We start from the raw sequence: 21,640 nt of genomic DNA, 5'->3' as shown, positions 1-21,640 counted from the left end.
TGCCCGCAAGGGCAGCAATCGCTGGCCTTGCGTGCCTCGGGCGCGTCTGGCACGGGCGGCTGGACGGTCTGCCCGTCCAGCCACACCCGCCTGATCCGGATGCCTCGCCTGTCATGAGCCTGCGTCTTGCCATTTTCGATTGCGATGGAACGCTGGTCGACAGCCAGCACAGCATCGTCGAGGCCATGGATGGCGCGTTTCGTGCGGTATCGCTGGTGCCGCCCGACCGCCAGCAGTGCCTCTCGGTCGTGGGCCTCTCCTTGCCTTATGCGATTGCCCGGCTGGTGCCCGATGGCTCCGAGGCGCTGCGCGACGAAATTTGCGACCATTATAAGCTGCGCTTCCAGCATCTGCGCGCCTCTGGTGGGCTGCGCGAGCCGCTGTACCCGGGCATCGCCGAGCTGCTGGATCGGCTCGAAGCGCAGGGTTGGCTGCTCGCCATCGCCACCGGCAAATCGGAGCGGGGCTTGCGGCTGCTGCTCGAGCATCATGGCATGGCCAAGCGCTTCGTTTCGCTGCAGACGGCGGATCGCAATCCCTCCAAGCCGGACCCGGCGATGATCGGCGCGGCGCTTGCCGAGGCGGGCGTCGAGCGGGCCAGCGCTGTCATGATCGGCGATACCAGCTTCGATATGCTGATGGCGCGGGCGGCCGGGGTCCAGGCGCTGGGTGTGGCCTGGGGCTATCATCGCGCCGAAGAGCTGATCGAAGCCGGTGCTGCATCCGTGGCCATGGACAGTGCTGAGCTGGCGCGCCATATCGGCCTTTCATGACAGAGACGACACCCAACAGCGCCGGTCCGGACCCGTCCGACCCCGCAGCGCAGGCCCGCCGTGCGGCCGCAGCCAAGCAGCGCTTTTACGCGATCGGCCTGTTCCGGCTGTCCGGCGCGTTCATCCTGCTGTTCGGCATGGCAATCTCGCTGGAGCGGTTCGATTGGGTGCAGGGTGACAAGGCGAAGTGGATGGGCGTGATCGTCTCCACCGTTGGCTTCATCCAGTTTCTCATCGTGCCCCGGATGCTGGCGCGCGCGTTCGCGACGCCGAAGGACAAAGGCTAAGCCCCGACATGAAGCGGTTCTGGACTTCCGCGCAGGCGATCGCGAGCGAGGACGGCTGGTCGATCGGGCTGGACGGGCGGGCGGTGCGCACGCCCGCGCGCGCGCAGCTGGTCGTGCCCGGTGCGGCGCTGGCGCAGGCGATTGCCGAGGAATGGACCGGGCAGGGCGAGGAGATCGACCCCGCGACCATGCCGATGACCGGCTTTGCCAATGCGACGATCGACCGCGTGCTGCCGGCGCTGGGCGACTTTCGCGGGCAGGTGGCGGCTTATGCCGAGAGCGATCTGCTCTGCTACCGCGCCGATGGACCGCAGACACTGATCGCGCGGCAGGAAGCCCAATGGCAGCCCTTGCTCGACTGGGCTGGCGAGCGCTTTGGCATCGCCTTCGTCGTCACGCAGGGCATCATCCCGGTGGATCAGCCCGCGCTGACATTGGCGGGCCTGCGCGCCGCCGTCGAAGCGCTTGATCCCTGGCTGCTCGCAGGCTTTGCCACGCTCGTGCAGATCAGCGGCACGCTGGTCGGTTCGCTCGCGCTGATGGAAGGCAGGCTGTCGGCGGAGAATCTGTTTGCGGCGGCGAGCCTGGATGAGGCCTGGCAGGCCGAGCAATGGGGCGAGGATGCTGAAGAGAGCGCGCGGCTCGCACATCGTCGCACCGATTTCCTCAACGCGGCGCGCTATTGCGCGCTGGCGGCCGAGCGCTGAGCGTTCCCTTGCTCCGCGATTTGGTCTAGGGCGCGAACCATGACGCAAGCCGCTCTCGAAATTCAGGATCTCTGCAAGACCTACAAGGGCGGCAAGCGCGCGTTGGACGGCGTGAATCTTACCGTCCCGCGCGGTAGCATCTATGGCCTGCTGGGCCCCAATGGCGCCGGCAAGTCGACGATGATCAACATCCTCGCCGGGCTGGTCAACAAGACCAGCGGCACGGCGCGGATCTGGGGGTTCGATATCGACCGGGATGCGCGCAACGCGCGGCTCTCGATCGGCATTGTCAATCAGGAAATCCTGTTCGATCCTTTCTTCACGCCGCTGGAAACGCTGGAAAATCAGGCCGGCTATTATGGCGTGCCTAAGGCGGAGCGGCGCTCGATGGACCTGCTGCGCGCGGTGCATCTTGAGGACAAGGCATCGGCTTATTCCCGCACGCTGTCGGGCGGCATGAAGCGGCGGCTGATGGTCGCCAAGGCGATGGTCCATGCCCCGCCGATCCTCGTGCTGGACGAGCCGACGGCAGGCGTGGACATCGAGCTTCGCCAGCAGCTCTGGTCCTATGTCCGCTCGCTCAATGCGCAGGGCGTGACCATCGTGCTCACGACGCACTATCTGGAGGAAGCCGAGGAGCTGTGCGATCGCATCGCAATCATCAATCACGGCCGGCTGATCGCGGACAAGCCGACGCGCGAGCTGGTCGGCATGGCGCGGGAAAAGGTGGTGGAAGTCACCGTCGACCGCGACCTCGGCACGCTGCCCGCGCATGACCGGTTCGAGCGCGTCGAGCGGTCCGACGCGCGGAGCCTCAAGATCACCTATCTCAAGGACAAGGCCACGGCAGGTGATGTGCTCAATGTCGTACAGGCGCAGGGCTACAGCATCGTGGACGTCTCCACGCACGATCCCGACCTTGAAGACGTCTTCCTGACTCTCACCCGCGCGGACGGTTGAAGAAATCTCTCACGCGTCAGACATGATGCGCAAAATGAAGGCCGCCGATTTGCACCGGCGGCCTTTCATGTGTTCAGACTGAGCTGGGCTCAGGCGAAGCTGGTCGAAACCCGACGACGACGCAGCTGCATGCCGGCGAGCGCGAAGCCACCGATCATGAGAGCCCAGGTCGCCGGCTCGGGAACCGCAGCCATCGACACATTGTCGACCACGAAGTCGGCTGCCGTGCTGCCGTCACCGAAGAAGTTGAACTTCAGATTGGCCGGGCCGCTGTTCGTCGCGGTGAACTGCGTCGTGAAGGTGTACCAGGTCTGCGGCGTGGTGCCGCTCACGCTGCCCGCCGTGAGGCTCAGCCCGGCCGGCACGTCGTCGATCAGGAACTGGAGCGAGGCGTCGAACGGATTGCCATAGCCATTCAGCGGCACGAAATAGTCGAACGACAGATAGTAGCTCACGCCGGCAACCACGTTCACGCTCTGCGAGAGCGAGTCAGGGTTGGCCGTATCGGACGAGAAATAGGCGCCGTAGGTGCCGCCGCCAGCCGGGGCGGGAATGGATTCGCCATAGGCACCTGTCGGGTAACCCGAGCCCTGACCATAAGCGATCACGACCGGAGCCGTGCCGCCGCCGACATTGCTCAACGACCAGCCGCTGAAGCTGCCCGACTCGAAGCCACCATTGGTGACGAGATTGGCCGCCGTGGCGGGGCCAGTCAGGGCGAGCGCGACGGCCGTCCCCAGAAAATAAAGTGATTTCATGATCTTTTCTCCCACACGCAAACGCACAAGGCGTCACACGAGGCTTTGTACTCCATTTCGCGATATATTTCCTCTTCGTTAACTATCTTCCCTTGAGTTTCCGCCGAATAATCGGAAAGATCGTTCTCGATCAGTCTATTACGAGCTGCCGCATTGCAAAGCGCCGCGCGCAGGCTAGGACACGGCATTGCGCGCCATTCCACCACGCGGCCGCTCGGGACTTTGTGCATGACCATTTCCACGCATGACATCATCATCATCGGATCGGGCGCGGCCGGCCTGACCGCCGCCATTAACCTGGCGCAGACGCACAAGGTGCTGGTGCTTGCCAAGGGCGCGCTCGATTCCGGATCGACCAACTGGGCGCAAGGCGGCATTGCTGCGGTGCTCGATGGCGGGGACAGCTTTGCGGCGCATGTCGAGGATACCATGGTTGCCGGCGCGGGGTTGAACGACCGGGCGACGGTGGAGTTCGTCGTATCGGAGGCCCCTGCCGCGATCGAGCGGCTGGCGGCGCTGGGCGTGCCATTCAACGCGGGTGAGGCCTTTGGCGAGCGCTGGCATCTCACGCGTGAGGGCGGGCATTCGCACCGCCGCATCGTGCATGTCGATGATGCGACCGGCCATGCGGTGCAGGTCGCGCTGATGGCGGCCGCGCGTGCCAATCCGAACATCACCCTGATGGAGAATATGGTCGCGATCGACCTGATCACCTCCCGTCATGGCGAGCGCTATTCCGGCGATGGCCGGGTGTGGGGTGTCTATGCGCTCGACAGCAAGGCCGGGCGCGTGGAAGCCTTTGTGGGTCGGGCGACGATCCTCGCGACGGGCGGGGCAGGCCGCACCTATCTGTTTTCCACCGCGCCACGTGGCGCGACCGGGGACGGGATCGCCATGGCCTGGCGGGCCGGCTGCCGCGTCTCCAATATGGAAATGATGCAGTTCCATCCCACCTGCCTCTACAATCTGGAGGTCAAGAACTTCCTGATTACCGAGGCGATGCGGGGCGAGGGCGGCAAGCTCAAACTGCCCGCGGGCGTGCCCGGCGGCGGCGAGCGGTTCATGGACCGGTTCGACCCGCGTGGCGAACTTGCGCCGCGCGATGTCGTGGCTCGTGCTATCGACCATGAAATCAAGCGGCTTGGGCTGGATTATGTCCATCTCGACATCAGCCACCAGCCGCCCGAGTTCATCAAGGAGCATTTCCCGACCATCTATGCGCGGCTGCTGAGCCTGGGCATCGACATCACCAAGGAGCCGATCCCGGTGGTGCCGGCGCAGCATTACACCTGCGGCGGCGTGGTGATCGACCTCGATGGGCGCACTGATCTGCCGGGCCTCTATGCAGCGGGTGAGGTGACGGAAAGCGGCCTGCATGGCGCCAATCGCCTGGCTTCCAACTCGCTGCTCGAATGCTTCGTGTTCGGCGAGGCGGCTGCCAATCACATCCGGGCGACATGGGCCGATCTCCCCGCGCCGCCGCCGATCCGGGCGTGGGACGAAAGCCGTGTGACGGACAGCGACGAGGAAGTCGTCGTGACCCATAACTGGAAGGAAATCCGCCGGTTCATGTGGGATTATGTCGGCATCGTCCGCTCGACCAAGCGGCTGGAGCGGGCGCAGCACCGCGCCGACCTGCTCGCGCGCGAAGTCGATGATTATTACGGCAATTTCCGCGTGACGTCCGACCTCATCGAGTTGCGCAATCTGCTTGAAGTCGCCCGGCTGATCATCCGCAGCGCGCTCAAGCGCAAGGAGAGCCGGGGCTTGCATTACACGCTCGATCATCCCGACATGCTGCCGGAGGCTGTCGATACGGTGCTGGTGCCCTGACGGCAGAATGAGCAAAAAAAGGGCGCGATGGCCAGGCCGTCGCGCCCTGAGGTTCTGACTAGGAGGGAAAACAGCAGAGCTGCCTTCAACGCTTCGACTGCGGATCGTCGCGTCACGATGTTTATGGGCGATGCCGGCGCCGCGCGCTTTGACAGAGATCAAACCGTTGCGATTTGCAATAATTAGGGCAGCGCTTGTTCCCGCGACATCCTCACTTTGTCGCAAAAGGGATTCGGTACACCGCAACTGATCGCTTCGTTCTGGAATTATTCTCCGTGCTCGGTCAGTATATCCCTATGTTCGGCAAGGAAGATTTCAGCGCGTGAGGCAGGGTCTGGGGCCATTGTCGGCGGCGCTCGCGGTGCTCGCATTGGCGAGTTCGTGCACCGCCATTCCGTCATCGACACATCCAAGCGCGCGGATCGCAGCGCCGGCGCAGCCCGCCGTCCGCTACGCGCCGCCGCGCGAAGTCGTGCAGCCGGTCCCGCAGCAGGCCGCCGTTCAGCGGGTGCAGCGCGGCGGCACGGTGAGCGCGCCCTGGCTGCCCAATCGCAATGCCGTTCCCACGCCGCGCGTGCCGGTCACGGCAGCGCCGCCTGCGCTGGTCGCCAGCATTCAGGCGCTCGGGCGCCAGTTCAATGGCAAGGTCGGCATCGCCGTGCAGAGCGTGGATGCGGGGTGGACCGTCTCGCATAATGGCGATCTGCTGTTCCCGCAGCAGAGCGTCTCCAAGCTGTGGGTGGCGATGACCATGCTCGATGCCGTGGACCGCGGCAAGCTGACCCTGGACCGGGATGTCACCATCCGTCCGTCCGACCTGACGCTCTTCCATCAGCCCATTGCGGCGCTGGTGAACAGCGAGAAGGGCTACACCACCTCGCTGCGCAGCCTGTTCGAGCGAGCGATGACGCAGAGTGACAATACCGCGAACGATTCGGTTTTGCGCACCGTTGGCGGGCCGGACGCCGTGCGCAGCTATCTGGCGCGCCGGTTCATCGGATCGGACAGCATCAGGTTCGGCCCCGGCGAGCGGCTGTTGCAGAGCCAGACGGCCGGGCTGACCTGGTCGCAAAACATGTCCGCCGGGCGCAATTTCTATGCCGCGCGGTCCAACCTGCCGCGCTCCGTGCGCGAGCGGGCGCTCGACAGCTATCTGGCCGATCCGCCCGACGGTGCGGCGCCGCTGGCCATCGTGGGCGCGCTGGCGCGGCTCCAGAAGGGCGAGATGCTCTCACCATCTTCGACGCAGGTTCTGCTGGCGACGATGGAGCGCGCCAAGACCGGTCCGCAACGGATCAAGGCCGGCGTTCCGGCCGGCTGGACCTATCTCCACAAGACCGGCACCGGGCAGGATCTGGCGCCGCGCTCGACTGGCTATAATGATGTCGGCATCATGACCGCGCCGGATGGCTCGAGCTATGCGATTGCGGTGATGATCGGCGAGACCACGGTGGGCATTCCGCAGCGCTGGGAGCTGATGCAGGCGGTCTCCCGTGCGGTCGGCACGCTGCACCAGGGCGGCGCCCGCTACAGCGCCGCGCGCTGACCATAGCTTTCGTTTAGGAAATGCCGCTAAGAGCGGGGCGGGGCGGCGTCGACCGCGCCGGTCCATGATGCCTTATCGGAACCGACATGCCTGCCACTTCTTTTTCCGATCTCGCGATCGTCATCGTCAATTACCGGACGGCGGATTATGTCATCCGCTGCGTGGACTCGCTGGTTGCGGAACGGGTGCAGGCAGGGCCATTCGAGGTCATCGTGGTTGACGGTGGCTCGGCTGACGGGTCGGCAGAAAAACTCACCGAGCATTTCGCTCAACCTGAGTGGAACGATTGGGTCACGGTGCTGCCGCTGGAGCGCAATGGCGGCTTTGGCTGGGCCAATAATCAGGCGATGTTGCGCCTGCTCCAGCGCCCCGCGCCGCCGGCCTTCATTCATGTGCTGAATCCCGACACGCTGGTCCAGCCCGGCGCGATCACGGCCTTGCTGGAGGCCATGCACGCGCGCCCGCGCGCCGGGGCCGTTTGCAGTCGCCTGTTGGAGCCGGATGGCGCGCTGGCCGGCTCCGCTTTTCGCTTCCCGACGCCGGGCCGGGAGTTCGTTCGGGGATGCGGCATGGCCAAACTCGGGACGATGCTCGGCATTGCACCGACTTTGGTCGAGGGCGAGACGCCCGTCACCGCAGACTGGCTCACCGGCGCCAGCGTCCTGTTCCGCAGCGCCGCGCTTCGGGAGACCGGATTGTTCGACGATGGCTTCTTCCTCTATTTCGAGGAAGTCGAACTGATGCACCGCATGGGCCGCGCCGGCTGGGAGATGTGGTTCGTGCCGGGCAGCCGCGTGATCCATATTGCCGGGGCCGCCACGGGCGTCGCGAGCGGGGCGCAGGTCGCGGTGCGACCCTATCCGGCTTATCGTTTCGAGGCGCGGCGGCGTTATTTTGTGCGCACCGGCGGCGTTGCGCGGCTGTTCAGTGCCAACCTTGCGTGGCTTGCCGGGCGGGCGCTGGCGCTCGCCTCGCGCCCGTTGCGTGGGCCGAGGGCCGACGCCGTTCCGCAGGAGGTGTCGATGACCTTGCGGCATGGCTTCTGGCCCAAGCGGGCGGATGGGCGCGCCTCCATCCCCCGGTGGGATGAGCCAGCAGGTCGTGCGCCGGGCTGGACCGCGCCATGAGCGTCGTGGCGCCGCGCACGGGCATCGTGGCGATTGGCCGGAACGAAGGCGAGCGCTTGAAGCGCTGCCTCAGAAGCGCGCCGGCTGATTGTCCGGTGATCTATGTCGATTCGGGTTCGACGGATGGCAGCATCGCCTTCGCGCGGAGCCTCGGCATTGGCGTGGTGGAGCTGGATGTCGCGACGCCTTTCACTGCGGCGCGTGCGCGCAATGCCGGATGGCGGCGCCTGCTGGCGGATCATCCCACGCTCGATTTCGTTCAATTCGTCGATGGCGATTGCGAACTTGCGCCGGACTGGATCGGTCGGGCCGAACAGGCGCTGGATGCCGAGCCGGGACTGTGCGCGGTCTTCGGGCGGCGTCGCGAGCGCTTCCCCGCTGCCAGCTTCTACAACGCGCTGTGCGACGATGAATGGAATGTCCCCGTTGGGCTGGTCGAGGCCTGTGGGGGCGATGTGCTGTTCCGCGTGGCGGCGCTGTCGCAAGCCGATGGCTATGACGGCAGCCTGATTGCCGGCGAAGAGCCTGACCTTTGCCTGCGTCTTGGTGGGATGGGCTGGCAGGTGCGGCGGATCGACGCGGAAATGACGCTGCACGATGCCGACATTCACCATGCGCGCCAACAATGGCTGCGTGCGCGCCGGGCCGGCTATGCCTTTGCCGAGCATGTCGCGCGTCATGGCGATGCGGCATTTCCGAGCTGGCGCCGCCAGCGCAACAGCATCCTGCTGTGGGGCGGTATGATCCCGCTCCTCATCCTGGGCGCGATCCTGCTCGGGCTGGTATCGGGCGTTGCGCCGTTGATCTGGGCTGCGCTTGCGATGCTGCTGATGTATCCCGCTCAGGTCGTGCGGATCGCGGCCCGCAAGCGCGCGGCGGGGTCGCCCCTGCGCTTCGCCATGGGCTATGGTCTGTGGATGATGCTCGGCAAGTTCGCGCAATTCGGCGGCTTGGCGCGCTATCATCTGCGCGCGCGGGGGGGAGGGCCGGCCCGGCTTATCGAATATAAGGGCGCAGAAGGGAGTGCGCGGCCATGAGCTTCAAAGACATGTGTCAGCTCGTGCGCGAGGATTATGCGGCGCATGGGCGCGAATGGACCCGGCCGGGTTTCCGCACCTTGTTCTGGCACCGGTTCGGCAACTGGCGGATGACGGTGCGCTCCAAGCTGCTGCGGGGGCCGCTCAGCATGATCTATCGCTGGGGCTACCGGCATTGCCGCAATGTCTATGGCATCGAGATTCCCTACACCGCGACGATCGGTCGGGGCGTGATCGTCGAGCATCAGGGCGGCATCGTGGTGCACGGGGCCAGCATCATTGGCGATGGCTCGATCATTCGGCAGAACTGCACGCTGGGCTTGCGGTCCTTGCAACGGCTTGATGAAGCCCCGATTATCGGGCGGAATGTGAACATCGGCGCCGGTGCCGTGATCATGGGCCGTGTGACGATTGGCGATGGCGCCGCCATTGGCGCGAACGCGGTGGTGATGACGGATGTGCCCCCCGGTGCTCTCGCGGTCGGCGTCCCGGCGGTGGTGAAGGTCCGCTAGGCGCTTTTCTTGCCAACCAGTCCGCACACAGCTATAGCCACCCCCTGACGATGGCGGCCTCGCACGGGCCGCCTTTTTCTGTTTGAAAAGCCGTGCGAGGAAGGAAGAGTAGTCTTATGTCTATCACCCCGCTCATGCCCGTTTATCCCCGGTGCGATGTGCGTCCGGTGCGAGGCGAGGGCTGCTATCTGATCGGCGAGCGCGGCGAGCGTTATCTGGATTTTGCGAGCGGCATCGCGGTCAATGCGCTGGGTCATGGCCACCCGCACCTCGTGAAAGCGATTGCCGAGCAGGCCGCGACGCTCATGCACGTCTCCAACCTCTACGGCTCGCCGCAGGGCGAGGCGTTTGCGCAGCGCATTGTCGAGAACAGCTTTGCCGATACGGTGTTCTTCACCAACAGCGGCGCGGAAGCGGTGGAATGCGCGATCAAGACCGCGCGGCGCTATCACTTCGCCAATGGCAACCCGCAGCGGCACAAGCTGATCACGTTCAAGAACGCCTTCCATGGGCGGACTTTGGGCACGATCAGCGCCACCGACCAGCCCAAGATGCGCGACGGGTTCGAGCCGCTTCTGCCGGGCTTCGATTATGTCGCGTTCAACGATCTGGAGACGGCGCTCTCCAAGATCGACGATGAGACCGCCGGCTTCCTCGTGGAGACGGTGCAGGGCGAGGGCGGGCTGACCGCCGGGAAGCCCGAGTTCATCAAGGGCCTGCGCGAGGCGGCGGACAAGCACGGGCTGCTGCTGGTGCTCGATGAAGTGCAATGTGGCTATGGCCGGACCGGCAAGTTCTTTGCGCATGAGCATTATGGCGTGAAGCCCGATGTGATGGCCGTGGCCAAGGGCATTGGCGGCGGCTTTCCGCTCGGCGCCTGCCTTGCGACGGAAGAAGCGGCCAAGGGCATGGTGTTCGGCACCCATGGCAGCACCTATGGCGGCAATCCGCTGGCCATGGCGGCCGGCATGGCGGTGCTCGACGTGCTGCTGGAGCCGGGCTTCCTGGAGCAGGTCGCGGCAACCGGCGAGCGGCTGCGCGGCGCGCTGGAGCAGCTCATCCCCAATCATGACGATGTCTTCGAGGAAGTGCGGGGCCTCGGCTTGATGCTCGGCGTGAAGCTGAAGCCGCAGGTGGAGGCGCGCAATTTCGTGGCGCATCTGCGCGACAATCATGGCCTGCTGACCGTCTCGGCCGGCGAGAATGTCGTGCGCATCCTGCCGCCGCTGGTGATCGAGCAGTCTCACATCGACGAAGCGATCGCCAAGCTTTCGGCGGGGGCTGCCAGCATCAAGGCGGAGGCGAACGCATCATGATCCGGCATTTCCGCAATCTCACGGATGCAGGTGGCGATGCGCTCGCCGCCATTCTGAACGATGCGATGGACCGCAAGGCGGCGCGCGCGGGTATGCCCAGGGGCGCTGTCGACAAGGACGCGCCGCTCGCGGGCCGCACGCTCGCCATGATCTTCGAGAAGAACTCGACGCGCACCCGCGTGAGCTTCGACATGGCGATCCGCCAGTTGGGCGGTTCGTCGCTGATCCTGGACAGCGGCACGACCCAGCTCGGTCGTGGCGAGACAGTGGCGGATACGGCGCGCGTGCTGAGCCGCATGGTCGATCTGATCATGATCCGCACCGACGATCACGCCAAGATCGAGGAAATGGCGCATCATGCGACCGTTCCGGTGATCAACGGGCTGACCGACCTCTCGCATCCGTGCCAGATCATGGCCGATCTGCTGACTGTCATCGAGCATGGCCTTGCCTTGCCGGGCAGCCAGTGGGCCTGGCTGGGGGATGGCAATAATGTGCTGCACTCGATCATCGAGGCGGCCGGGCTGTTCAAGTTCGACGTGCGCATCGGCGTGCCGGAAGGATTCGATCCCGATCCGCGCTTTGCGCAGGCGGCGCGAGCTGGGGGTGCGACGATCACGCTCACCCGCGATGCGGTGGAGGCGGCCAGCGGCGCGGACGTCGTCGTGACCGACACGTGGATTTCCATGGGTCAGGCCGGCGGCGACGCCAAGTTGCGCGCGATGATGCCCTATCAGGTGACGCCCGCGCTGATGGCCCGCGCCAAGCCCGATGCCAAGTTCCTGCACTGCCTTCCCGCCCATCGCGGGGAAGAGGTGCTGGAAGAGGTGATCGATGGTCCGCAGTCGCTGATCTGGGATGAGGCCGAGAACCGCCTCCACGCCCAGAAGTCGGTGCTGCTCTGGGCGGCGGGCCTGATTGGCTAGGGCCAACCGACATTCAGCGCTGGCGGCCATCATCTGAATGTTGGTCGGTGCTAAACCAGGCACAGGACATCCGGCGCCGTGCCGGAGTCCCACAGGATATGCCGGGGCGCCCAACGCGCGCTCCGGCACAACCCGCACATGATCGGCGCCGGGGCACGGCGGATAGCCACGCTGTTCGCGCCCCCTGAGCGGACGTCGGGGCATTTTCTGCTGATCGATGCGATGCGGGGCGTGGCCGCGCTGGTCATCATCTTCTGGCATTACCAGCATTTCTTCTACCCGCCGGGCGCCGAGCGGGCGATTGCCGGCTTCCGCCCGCAGCAGCCCTTTTTCGAGCAGGCCAGCTGGCTCTATGAGCATGGCAAATATGCCGTGCAGCTCTTCTGGGTGATATCCGGCTTCGTCTTCGCCCATGTCTATCATGGCCGGAAAAGCAGCACGCGTGACTTCGTGGTGAACCGCGTCGCGCGCCTCTATCCGCTTCACCTGTTGACGCTGCTGATCGTGGCGGGCTTGCAGGGAATCGCGCAGGCGAAATTCGGCGCATTCCTCGTTTACCAGCACAATACGCTGGGCAATTTTCTGCTGCACCTTGGCCTTGCCTCCAACTGGTGGCCGACGGTGGTCTACAGCTTCAATGCGCCGATCTGGTCGGTGTCCATCGAGATTCTTGTTTACGCGCTGTTCTGGCTGAGCCTGCCGGTGCTGTTTCGCGCGGGCGTGCTTGGGCCCGCCCTGCTGGCCGCAGCGGCCATCGCCGGATGCTTCCTGTTCGAGGGCTACATCCTCTTCATGTGCGCGGCAGGTTTCTTCGGCGGCGCGGCGCTGTTTGCTGTTCACGCCAATCGCGCCATCTGGCTCTCCGTGCTGGTCGTCCTGCTGCTGGGGGCAGGGGGATGGACGAGCTGGGACGACAGTCTCGACATCCGGCGCTATCTCTCTGTTCCGCTGTTCAGCATGGCGATCGTGCTGCTGGCCGCCCTGCTGGAGCCCTGCCTGCGGGCGAGCCTGTTACAGCGGACGCGCTGGCTGGGGGATGCCAGCTACGGCATTTATCTGTGGCACTTTCCCGTCCAGCTGATGCTGCTGCTCGCTGTACCGGGTCTGGCGACTGACCATCAGTTGGCGCGCGAGCCGGCCTTCTTTCTGATCTTTATGACCAGCGTGGTCATCATCGCGGTGCTGTCCTTCCGCCTGTTCGAGACACCGTCGCGGCGCTGGTTGCGGGCCCGGCTGGAGGCGCGGCCTCATCCGCCTGCTTCCTCGCAGGCGGCGCCTTAGACTCTCGCCCCTTAGACTTTCGTGAGGGGAGTGCCTATCTAGGCGCCATGTCAGAATTCGATCCTACCCGCACAGAGGACCGCGTCCTCGGTTTCGCCCTGCCTGCCCGCAATGTCCGGGGCCGGCTCGTGCGCCTTGGCCCTGCGCTCAACGCGGTGCTCGCCGCCCATCGCTATCCGCCCGTTATCGAGAAGCTGGTGGCCGAGGCCCTTGTGTTGGCCGCTCTGCTCGGCGCTATGCTCAAGGATGATGAGGGCCAGCTTACCTTGCAGGCGCAGACCGAGCAGGGTGCGGTGTCGCTGCTGGTCGCCGATTATATGGGCGGCGCGGTGCGCGGATATGCGCAGTTCGATGAGCAGCGCCTCGCCGAGCTGGGCGAGAATCCCACGCTCTTCGGTCTGTTCGGGAAGGGCTATCTGGCGATCACCTTCGATCAGGCTGTCACGGGCGAGCGCTATCAGGGGATCGTCCCGCTCGAAGGCACTGGCCTCGGCGCGGCGGCGGAGCATTATTTCGCCCAGTCCGAGCAGATCCCGAGCATCGTGAAAATCGCGGTTCGGCATGATGCGGAAGAGGGCTGCATCGGCGGCGGCATGCTCTTGCAGCATCTGCCCGAGGGCGAGGTGGGGCGCGAGCGGCTGCATGTGCGGCACGATCATCCGGATTGGGAGCACGTCATGATCCTCGGCAACACCCTGTCCGAGGAGGAACTGACCGATCCCGTATTGGGGCTGGAGGATATCGCCTGGCGCCTGTTCCACGAGGAAGATGAGATTCGCGCGCTCTCCAGCGCCGACTTGCGCAAGGGCTGCCGGTGCGACCCGGAACGGATTCGTGGCGTGCTGGGCCGGTTCGATCCCGCCGAGCGCACCTCCATGGCCGATGAGCGCGGGGTGATCGCGGTCGACTGCGCTTTCTGTTCGCGGATTTTCGATATCACTTTGGCCGAGTTGCAGGCCCCGCACTGAGGCGCACGCCCGCCGGCAGATTTGACAATCTGCGACAAGCCGTGCATTTCCATCGTTGAAATATTGCGGCATCCCACCCCGTCGGTCTTTGCCGCCTGCAAATGAAGAAGTGGCTGAAGCGACATGGCATTCAAGGCAGCGATGCTAGCGATCGGGCTCGCGCTGGGCAGCTTGCTGGCGCCCATGTCCATGGCGCAGGCGCCGCAGGCCGGCGGGCTGGACTCGGTCGAATCGGGCGAGTGGGAGCTGCTGGAGCGCGGGAGCAATCAGGCGGCGCGCCGGATTTGCATCAGCGATGGCAGCCAGTTGCTCCAGCCCAAGCACCCCTATCGGCAGTGCGAGCGTTACCTGATTCGCCAGTCGCCGCGTGCCGTCGCGGCATCCTATGACTGTGGGGAGGGCGGCCGTGGTCGCACCGATCTACGGATCGAAACCTCGCGGCTCGTGCAGATTTCGTCGCAAGGGGTGTCGGATGGATTGCCTTTTGCGCATGAGATGGAAGCCCGACGGGTAGGGGCCTGCCGCCCCGGTGCTGCGAGGCGCTGAAGCTGAAGACATATCTCCCCTGCTCAGAGGAGGGGCAGGGGGTGGCGGCGATGCGCCAGCATCGCTTAGCCAGAGAGTGACTGTAACGGCGTTCTCCCGCTCGAGCGCAATTCTCTCCCCGCTCGCGAAACCCGAAATCATCTCATCCCGTGACAGGGGCAGGGGATTTGCGCTAGCGCGGGGCATCATGTCACCGATATCGTCTGCATCGCACGCCCCCATGGCGGTTGTCCTCCTTTCTGGCGGACTCGACTCGATGGTCGCCGGCGGACTGGCGCGCGAGGCGGGGTTTCGGCTGGCAGCGCTCACCATCGATTATCAGCAGCGCCACCGCGTCGAGCTGGAGGCCGCCAAGCGGGTGGCGGCCGCGCTTGAGGTGGAGCGCCATGTCTTGCTGCCGCTCGACCTCTCGCTGTTCGGTGGATCGGCGCTGACTGCCGACATCGACGTGCCCAAGGAGGGCGTGGGCGAGGGCATTCCGATCACCTATGTGCCGGCGCGCAACACGATCTTCCTCTCGCTCACGCTTGGACTGGCCGAGGTGGTGGGGGCAGAGCGCATCTATATCGGGGTGAATGCGCTCGATTATTCTGGTTATCCTGACTGCCGGCCGGAGTTCATCGCTGCCTTTCAGCATATGGCATCGCTGGCCACCAAGCAGGGCGTGGAAGGCGCGCCGGTGCAGATCGCCACGCCGCTCCAATATATGAGCAAGGCGCAGATCGCCGCCGAGGCCGCGCGGTTGGGGCTGGATGCCGGCATGAGCTGGTCCTGCTACGATCCGACGCCCGAAGGCCTGCATTGCGGCCTGTGCGATAGCTGTCGCCTGCGCGCGAAGGGCTATCAGGAAGCCGGCCTGCCCGATCCGACGCGTTACGCGACGCATCCCTGAGGCGCGCCGATGAGCTACGCCGTCAAGGAAATGTTCCTCACCTTGCAGGGGGAAGGGATGCAGGCCGGTCGCCGGGCGGTGTTCCTGCGCTTTGCCGGCTGCAATCTCTGGTCCGGGCGAGAGCAGGATCGGGCAAGCGCGATCTGCCAGTTTTGCGACACGGATTTCGTGGGGACGGACGGGGAGAATGGCGGTCGCTTCGGCGCGGCACCGGCGCTCGCGCAGGCGGTGGCCGATCTATGGGGTGATGAGGCCGGCCAGCGGTTCGTGGTGGTCACCGGCGGCGAGCCGATGTTGCAGCTCGATGCCGCGTTGATCGACGCACTCCATGCGATCGGCTTTGAAATCGCGGTGGAAAGCAACGGCACGCTGGCGGCGACGCCGGGCGTAGACTGGCTCTGCATCAGCCCCAAGGCGGGCAGCAATGTGACGCAGCGCCGGGGCGATGAACTCAAGCTGGTGTGGCCGCAACCGGGGATCGACCCGACCGAACTGCTCGGCTGGGACTTCGGCCAGTTTCTCGTGCAGCCGATGGACAGCGGCACCCCGGAGGCGAATGCCGCGAACCGGGAGGCCGCCATTGCGCTGGTCCTCTCAGACAGCCGCTGGCGACTGTCTCTCCAGACCCACAAGCTGCTCGGGCTGAAGTAGCGCTTACTCCGAGGCGACCGTCTCGGTGTCTTCAGAGCTGGCATTGGCGGCGGGCTCGCTCGTCTGCTTGCGGCTGACGCTGCCGGCATTGCCCACGGCGCCGAGGCCATCGGCCTTCACGGCATCGAGATCGGTCATCGAATCGTTCACCGTGCCTTCCAGCACATTCATGTCCCGCATTTCGACGGTGTTGCCCGGCGCGTCCTGCGCGCCGTCGCAGCCCGCGAGCGCGAGACCGCCCATGGCCGCAAGCAGAAGAAGGGGAACATGGGTCTTGCGCATCAGCGGCATCCTTTCTGGTCTTCTTGGTCGTGGCCGATTTTCCCGATCGGTCGAGGCCCCCTCGGCAGCACGAAGAGCCGGTCTTAAAGAGGGATGCCGCAGGGCTCAAGGGGCCGTGGAACCCGACCACCCCATGGCTGCGGCCGTTCACCCGCCGTCGGACTCGAGCGCTGCCAGCATGGCCGGCAGATGCGATTGGAGAATGCCATCGAGGCGGTGCATGTCGGCCGGGCGTCCCAGATCGGCGAGGCTGGTGACACCCAGATCGCTGATGCCGCAGGGCACGATGCCGCCATAATGGCCCAGGTCCGGCGCGACATTGATGGAGAGGCCGTGCAACGTCACCCATTTGCGCACCCGCACGCCAATGGCACCGATCTTGGCCTCCGCCCCGTGCGGCCCCTGCGTCCAGACACCGACGCGGCCATCCACGGTCCACGCCTCGACACCGAGATCGGCCAGCGCGGCGACCATCCACTGCTCCAGCGCGCGGACGAAGCGCCGCACATCGCGTCCGCGTCGGCCCAGATCGAGATTGAGGTAGACGACGCGCTGGCCGGGGCCGTGATAGGTATATTGCCCGCCGCGTCCGGTGACATGGACGGGAAAGACCGGCGCCAGAAGATCGGTCGAGAGCGCGCTGGTGCCCGCAGTGTAGAGCGGAGGATGCTCGACAAGCCAGATGCGTTCGCGCGCCTCGCCAGCGGCAATCGCCGCGACGCGCGCATCCATATCGGCCAGCGCGCTTTCATAATCGAGCAATCCCGGCTCGATCCGCCACTCAGGGCTGGCCGGGAAATCCTGTTCGGGGAGGGAAGGGGCGGTCATCCCGCCCGAGATGCGATCTGCGACCAAATTTGGCAAGGCATGGCTCGCCTATGGCGCGCGGGGCAGATATTGCCTATCGAGCGCGGAAACGGGAGCACAAGCGGTTGAGCAGGATCGATCTGGCAGCGATATGGGACGACGCCAAGCAGATGGGCGCGGCAAACCGTGACATTCTGGGCGCCGTGGCCGGCATGTTCATGTTCCTGCCCGCTCTGGTGGCCGAGCAGCTCGTCAAGCAGCCCGAGCCGCTCGCCGAGAACGCCACCAACGACATGATGCTGGCGCGGCTGACCCAATATGCCGAGCTGAACTGGCCGGTACTGCTAGCCTTCGCTGCCATCTCGTCCTTCGCCGTGCTGGCGATGCACGCGCTGCTGCTGCGCGGCGAGCGACCGACGGTGCGGGAGGCTCTGGTCATGGCTCTTCCGGTCCTGCCCGGTTTCTTCCTTGCGAATCTTCTGCAGGGACTGGGCGCCATGGGCGGCTTCATGCTCTTCATTCTCCCCGGCTGCTATCTGATTGGCCGGCTGGCCTTGATCGCACCGGTCGCCGCGGCGGAGTCGCAGCGCAATCCGCTCACTATTCTCCAGCGCAGTGCCGCGCTGACGCGGGGGAACGGGTGGCGCGTGTTCGGCGTGCTCGGCCTTATTTTCATCATGATGATCATGCTGGGGGTCGTGCTCACCTCCGTCGTCGGGGTGGTCGCCGAGCTGCTGCTGCCGGCCGACATCGCCGACCTGCTGATCGCGATGGTCTCCGCGCTGGTGGAAACCGCCCGCACGGTGCTCGTCGTGCTGATCTGCGCCGCGCTCTACCGGGCGACGGCGGGTGCGCCGGCAGCCGGAGCGCCGTTCAGCTCCAGGTGACGCGCGGCGGCAGGCTCATCAGGATTGCGTCGATATTGCCGCCGGTCTTGAGGCCGAACAGCGTGCCGCGATCATGCACGAGGTTGAACTCGACATAGCGGCCGCGCCATTCGAGCAACTGCGCTTCCTGCTCCGCCGTCCATGGCAATCCCATGCGGCGGCGCACAATTCGCGGGAAGGCTTCCAGAAACGCCTCGCCCACCGCTTGGGTAAAGGCGAAGCTCTCCTCGAACGGCCCTTCGAGATGGTCGTAGAAAATCCCGCCCACGCCGCGGTGAACCTGCCGGTGGGGAATGTAGAAATACTCCTCCGCCCATTTGCTGAAGCGCGGATAGTAGCTCTCGTCATGCGCATCGCAGGCGCGGCGCAGCGTGTCATGGAAGTCCGCCGTGTCTTCCTCGTAGACGATGGGCGGATTGAGGTCCGCGCCGCCGCCGAACCAGCGCTTGGTGGTGACCAGCATGCGCGTATTCATATGCACGGCCGGCACATGCGGATTGGCCATATGCGCCACGAGGCTGATGCCGGTGGCGAAAAAGCCCGGCTGCTCTTCGCCCGCGCCGTGGATCGTGCGGGCGAATTCGGGCGAGAAGGCGCCGCCGACCGTGGACACATTCACCCCGACCTTCTCGAACACCTTGCCCTTCATGACGCCGCGCACGCCGCCGCCGCCACCGCCCTGTTCAATGGGGCCGGACGGCTGGCCGTCGCTCTCGCGCCACCAGGACAGATAATCGAACGCCGCATCGCTGCCCGCTTCCCGCTCGATGGCTTCGAACGCGGCGCAGATCCGGTCCCGCAGGCTTTCGAACCAGGCGCGGGCGGCCAGCTGTTGATCGTCGAGGCTGTTGGGTGCGGTGGAAGTCATGCGGGGAAAAGTCCGGTCTGTCTAAGAGCTTCGCCAAGCGCGATGCCAGTTGCTACCGCGACGTTCAAGGAGCGAAAGCCCGGCGCCATGGGAATCCGCACGCGCAAAGCTGCCTGCGCATGAATCGCCTCGGGCAGGCCGGCGCTCTCGCGGCCGAGCAAGAGGATGTCGTCGCGCTGGAAGCTGGCCTGGGGCAGGGGCACGCTGCCGACGCTGGTCAGTGCCACCAGGCGCGCGCCGTCCTTCAGCCGCTCGGCGATGAAGCTCTCAAAGTCCACATGCCGCGTCACATCGGCCTGCGCGCCATAATCCATGGACGCCCGGCGCAGTTGCGCGTCGGACACCGGAAAGCCGCAGGGAAGGATGATGTCGACCGGGATCTGCCAGCAGGCAGCCAGTCGCAGGATGGTGCCGACGTTGCCGGCGATATCGGGCTGATAGAGGGCGATGCGCATCCTCACCTCCTAGCCACGGCCCCTGCGCAATCCCACCCCTCTTGCGCCCGGCTGGAAAAAGGCGGGCGGGCCACGAAATTGAAGGTTGGCAAATCGCAATCAACGGCGCTATCAGGCGCCCGAACGCGCCGGGACCATCCTGGCGTGCGGTGTGTCGTATCATTCGGCGGACGAGCGGACTTCCGGCCAATAAGGAAGCCTTTCGGTTCGACGCGCGATCGACTGGCGCCCGAATCGAGATTTCGGCGTGCACGACGCTCTCGGGCGATCGTGGACAAAGGGAGGCAATGACAAAGCATGGCCACTGAAGTGCAAGGGACGGAAGCTGTCATGGACGATGGCGAAGGCGTGCGTCGTCGCGACTTCATCAACATCGCAGCCGTGAGTTTCGCTGGTGTTGGCGGTCTCGCCGTTCTGTATCCGCTGATTACCCAGATGAGTCCGAGTGCGGACGTGCTGGCGCAGGCGACGACGGAAGTCGATCTGTCGGCGATCCAGGCCGGCCAGGCGATCAAGACGGTGTTCCGCTCGCAGCCGCTGTTCGTGCGGCATCTGACGGACAAGGAAATTGCCGAAGCGGACGCCGTCAACGTCTCCACCCTGCGCGATCCCCAGACGCTGGAAGAGCGCACGGTCGACGGCAAGAAGCAGTGGCTGATCACCATGGGCGTGTGCACCCATCTGGGTTGCGTGCCGCTCGGTGCCGGCGAGGGTGAGAACCGGGGCGAGTTCGGCGGTTATTTCTGCCCGTGCCACGGTTCGAGCTATGATACTGCCGCGCGCATCCGCAAGGGGCCTGCGCCGAAGAACCTCGTGGTTCCGCAGTATAAGTACACCTCCGACACCGCCATTCTCGTAGGCTGAGGATAAAGATAATGAGCTTTCCCTGGGCTGAGCATTACACGCCGAAGCATCCCGTGATGAAGTGGGTGGATGAGCGCTTGCCGCTCCCGCGCTTCGTCTACAACGCCGTCGGCGGCGGCTACGAAGTGCCGCGCAACCTCAACTATTTCTGGAACTTCGGTGTCCTCGCGGGCGTCGCGCTGACGATCCAGCTGATCACCGGCATCATCCTCGCCATGCACTATGCGGCGAATGCCGGCGTGGCGTTCGACAGCGTCGAGCACATCATGCGCGATGTGAACTCGGGCTGGCTGCTGCGTTATGCGCACGCCAACGGCGCGAGCTTCTTCTTCATCGTCGTCTATCTCCACATTTTCCGCGGCCTCTATTACGGATCGTACAAGGCGCCGCGCGAAATGGTGTGGCTGCTCGGTGTGGTCATCTTCCTGCTGATGATGGCGACGGCGTTCATGGGCTATGTGCTCCCCTGGGGTCAGATGAGCTTCTGGGGCGCGCAGGTGATTACCGGCCTCTTCGCCGCCATTCCGGTGGTGGGTGAGCCGATCCAGACTTGGCTGCTCGGCGGCTTCGCGCCTGGCAATGCCGCGCTCAACCGCTTCTTCTCGCTCCACTATCTGCTGCCCTTCGTGATCGCGGGTGTCATCATCCTGCACATCTGGGCGCTGCACATTCCCGGCTCGTCCAACCCGACCGGTGTGGAAGTGAAGGGGCCGCAGGATACGGTGCCGTTCCATCCCTATTATACGGCGAAGGACGGTTTCGGCCTTGGCGTGTTCCTCATCCTGTTCGCACTGGTGCTGTTCTTCGCGCCGAATTCGATGGGCCACCCGGATAACTATATCCAGGCCAACCCGCTTTCGACGCCGGCGCACATCGTGCCTGAATGGTACTTCTGGCCGTTCTACGCCATTCTGCGCGCCTTCACGATGGATCTGGTGATCCCGTTCACCGGTATCGTGCTGGTTCCCGCGAAGCTCCTCGGCGTGATGGCGATGTTCTCGTCCATTCTGCTGCTGTTCTTCCTGCCGTGGATCGACACCTCGCCGGTCCGCTCGGGCAACTACCGCCCGCTGTTCAAGAAGTTCTGGTGGCTGCTCATTCTGGACGTGCTCGTGCTCGGCTATTGCGGCGGCGCACCGGCGGAAGAGCCCTATGTCATGATCAGCCAGATCGCTTCGGCTTATTATTTCGCGCACTTCCTGATCATCTTGCCGATCATTGCGTCCATCGAGCGGCCGCTGCCGCTCCCCGGTTCGATTACCGAAGCGGTGCTGGCCAAGGGCAAGTTCGAGGGAGAACAGTCTGCACCTCCGGGCATGGGCAGCGATACCCAGCCCACCGGCGCAGCTTAATTAAG

24 protein-coding genes are annotated in these 21,640 nt (G+C 65.1%); 19 read left to right on the top strand and 5 right to left on the bottom strand.

Features of this window, described 5'->3' with window-relative positions; all coding sequences use genetic code 11:
• Window positions 1-113: 113 nt before the first annotated feature.
• From M2331_RS11760 to M2331_RS11745, 4 genes are read left to right on the top strand one after another with little or no spacing between them, the layout of a single operon-like run.
• Window positions 114-773, top strand: coding sequence for an HAD-IA family hydrolase (locus tag M2331_RS11760; protein WP_181560447.1), 660 nt, complete (start codon window positions 114-116; stop codon window positions 771-773).
• Complete coding sequence (locus M2331_RS11755) at window positions 770-1,060, top strand: purine permease (RefSeq protein ID WP_264579620.1); 291 nt, start codon at window positions 770-772, stop codon at window positions 1,058-1,060. Before M2331_RS11760 ends, M2331_RS11755 begins: the two co-directional genes overlap by 4 nt.
• Window positions 1,061-1,068: 8 nt before the next feature.
• The gene (locus M2331_RS11750) at window positions 1,069-1,767 is read left to right on the top strand and encodes an ATP12 family chaperone protein (protein ID WP_181560446.1); all 699 of its coding nucleotides are present in this window, start codon (window positions 1,069-1,071) and stop codon (window positions 1,765-1,767) included.
• 39 nt (window positions 1,768-1,806) lie between these two features.
• Window positions 1,807-2,727 carry an ABC transporter ATP-binding protein gene (locus M2331_RS11745; RefSeq protein ID WP_181560445.1) on the top strand — a complete coding sequence of 307 codons (921 nt, stop codon included), beginning with the start codon at window positions 1,807-1,809 and terminating at the stop codon, window positions 2,725-2,727.
• An 89-nt stretch (window positions 2,728-2,816) separates the two neighbouring features.
• Here the strand turns inward: M2331_RS11745 and M2331_RS11740 are convergent, their stop codons facing one another.
• Window positions 2,817-3,485, bottom strand: coding sequence for a PEPxxWA-CTERM sorting domain-containing protein (locus tag M2331_RS11740; RefSeq protein ID WP_181560444.1), 669 nt, complete (start codon window positions 3,483-3,485; stop codon window positions 2,817-2,819).
• A 228-nt stretch (window positions 3,486-3,713) separates the two neighbouring features.
• On the opposite strand from M2331_RS11740, the gene nadB reads away from it, so the two are divergent.
• The 12 genes from nadB (at window position 3,714) to queE (ending at window position 16,120) form a co-directional block, all read left to right on the top strand.
• On the top strand, window positions 3,714-5,318 hold the full coding sequence (gene nadB / locus M2331_RS11735) for an L-aspartate oxidase (protein ID WP_181560443.1): 1,605 nt from the start codon (window positions 3,714-3,716) through the stop codon (window positions 5,316-5,318).
• Between the two features lie 322 nt (window positions 5,319-5,640).
• Window positions 5,641-6,864 carry a class A beta-lactamase-related serine hydrolase gene (locus M2331_RS11730; protein WP_264587723.1) on the top strand — a complete coding sequence of 408 codons (1,224 nt, stop codon included), beginning with the start codon at window positions 5,641-5,643 and terminating at the stop codon, window positions 6,862-6,864.
• Between the two features lie 86 nt (window positions 6,865-6,950).
• Window positions 6,951-7,991 carry a glycosyltransferase family 2 protein gene (locus M2331_RS11725; RefSeq protein WP_181560442.1) on the top strand — a complete coding sequence of 347 codons (1,041 nt, stop codon included), beginning with the start codon at window positions 6,951-6,953 and terminating at the stop codon, window positions 7,989-7,991.
• A complete protein-coding gene (locus tag M2331_RS11720; protein WP_181560441.1) occupies window positions 7,988-9,028 on the top strand; it encodes a glycosyltransferase family 2 protein in 1,041 nt (346 codons plus the stop codon). The genes M2331_RS11725 and M2331_RS11720 overlap by 4 nt, the downstream gene beginning before the upstream one ends.
• A complete protein-coding gene (locus M2331_RS11715; protein WP_220128556.1) occupies window positions 9,025-9,540 on the top strand; it encodes a serine O-acetyltransferase in 516 nt (171 codons plus the stop codon). Before M2331_RS11720 ends, M2331_RS11715 begins: the two co-directional genes overlap by 4 nt.
• A 116-nt stretch (window positions 9,541-9,656) precedes the next feature.
• A complete protein-coding gene (locus M2331_RS11710) occupies window positions 9,657-10,856 on the top strand; it encodes an aspartate aminotransferase family protein (protein WP_181560440.1) in 1,200 nt (399 codons plus the stop codon).
• Window positions 10,853-11,782 (top strand): ornithine carbamoyltransferase, encoded by a 930-nt coding sequence (gene argF / locus M2331_RS11705; RefSeq protein ID WP_181560439.1) that lies wholly within the window; start codon window positions 10,853-10,855, stop codon window positions 11,780-11,782. Before M2331_RS11710 ends, argF begins: the two co-directional genes overlap by 4 nt.
• Before the next feature lie 138 nt (window positions 11,783-11,920).
• Entirely contained in the window at window positions 11,921-13,063 is a 1,143-nt protein-coding gene (locus M2331_RS11700) for an acyltransferase family protein (protein ID WP_181560438.1), read from the top strand.
• 47 nt (window positions 13,064-13,110) lie between these two features.
• Window positions 13,111-14,031, top strand: coding sequence for an Hsp33 family molecular chaperone HslO (locus M2331_RS11695; RefSeq protein ID WP_181560437.1), 921 nt, complete (start codon window positions 13,111-13,113; stop codon window positions 14,029-14,031).
• A gap of 123 nt (window positions 14,032-14,154) precedes the next feature.
• The gene (locus M2331_RS11690) at window positions 14,155-14,577 is read left to right on the top strand and encodes a DUF3617 domain-containing protein (RefSeq protein ID WP_181560436.1); all 423 of its coding nucleotides are present in this window, start codon (window positions 14,155-14,157) and stop codon (window positions 14,575-14,577) included.
• Window positions 14,578-14,797: 220 nt separating this feature from the next.
• On the top strand, window positions 14,798-15,469 hold the full coding sequence (gene queC / locus M2331_RS11685; protein WP_264592372.1) for a 7-cyano-7-deazaguanine synthase QueC: 672 nt from the start codon (window positions 14,798-14,800) through the stop codon (window positions 15,467-15,469).
• A gap of 9 nt (window positions 15,470-15,478) precedes the next feature.
• Window positions 15,479-16,120 carry a 7-carboxy-7-deazaguanine synthase gene (queE, locus tag M2331_RS11680; RefSeq protein ID WP_181560434.1) on the top strand — a complete coding sequence of 214 codons (642 nt, stop codon included), beginning with the start codon at window positions 15,479-15,481 and terminating at the stop codon, window positions 16,118-16,120.
• A gap of 3 nt (window positions 16,121-16,123) precedes the next feature.
• On the opposite strand, the gene M2331_RS11675 is transcribed toward queE, so the two are convergent.
• The gene (locus M2331_RS11675) at window positions 16,124-16,402 is read right to left on the bottom strand and encodes a hypothetical protein (protein ID WP_181560433.1); all 279 of its coding nucleotides are present in this window, start codon (window positions 16,400-16,402) and stop codon (window positions 16,124-16,126) included.
• A gap of 147 nt (window positions 16,403-16,549) precedes the next feature.
• Window positions 16,550-17,230 (bottom strand): lipoyl(octanoyl) transferase LipB, encoded by a 681-nt coding sequence (gene lipB, locus M2331_RS11670; RefSeq protein ID WP_181560432.1) that lies wholly within the window; start codon window positions 17,228-17,230, stop codon window positions 16,550-16,552.
• 104 nt (window positions 17,231-17,334) lie between these two features.
• On the opposite strand from lipB, the gene M2331_RS11665 reads away from it, so the two are divergent.
• A complete protein-coding gene (locus tag M2331_RS11665; protein WP_181560431.1) occupies window positions 17,335-18,096 on the top strand; it encodes a hypothetical protein in 762 nt (253 codons plus the stop codon).
• Here M2331_RS11665 and hemF read toward each other — a convergent pair.
• Window positions 18,083-18,964, bottom strand: a complete 882-nt coding sequence (gene hemF, locus M2331_RS11660; protein ID WP_181560430.1) for an oxygen-dependent coproporphyrinogen oxidase — start codon at window positions 18,962-18,964, stop codon at window positions 18,083-18,085. The two genes, M2331_RS11665 and hemF, sit on opposite strands and share 14 nt — an antisense overlap.
• Window positions 18,961-19,419 (bottom strand): tRNA (cytidine(34)-2'-O)-methyltransferase, encoded by a 459-nt coding sequence (locus M2331_RS11655; RefSeq protein ID WP_181560429.1) that lies wholly within the window; start codon window positions 19,417-19,419, stop codon window positions 18,961-18,963. Before M2331_RS11655 ends, hemF begins: the two co-directional genes overlap by 4 nt.
• Before the next feature lie 297 nt (window positions 19,420-19,716).
• Between M2331_RS11655 and petA the strand changes: the two genes are divergently transcribed.
• Together petA and M2331_RS11645 are read left to right on the top strand one after the other, a co-directional pair.
• Complete coding sequence (petA, locus tag M2331_RS11650) at window positions 19,717-20,283, top strand: ubiquinol-cytochrome c reductase iron-sulfur subunit (RefSeq protein WP_181560428.1); 567 nt, start codon at window positions 19,717-19,719, stop codon at window positions 20,281-20,283.
• A gap of 11 nt (window positions 20,284-20,294) precedes the next feature.
• On the top strand, window positions 20,295-21,635 hold the full coding sequence (locus M2331_RS11645; RefSeq protein WP_181560427.1) for a cytochrome b: 1,341 nt from the start codon (window positions 20,295-20,297) through the stop codon (window positions 21,633-21,635).
• Window positions 21,636-21,640 lie beyond the last annotated feature (5 nt).

Origin of the sequence: Sphingobium sp. B10D7B, assembly GCF_025961955.1 — a bacterium.
In the GTDB taxonomy this organism is placed as follows: domain Bacteria; phylum Pseudomonadota; class Alphaproteobacteria; order Sphingomonadales; family Sphingomonadaceae; genus Sphingobium.
This window is presented reverse-complemented; position numbering and strand designations above follow the sequence as displayed.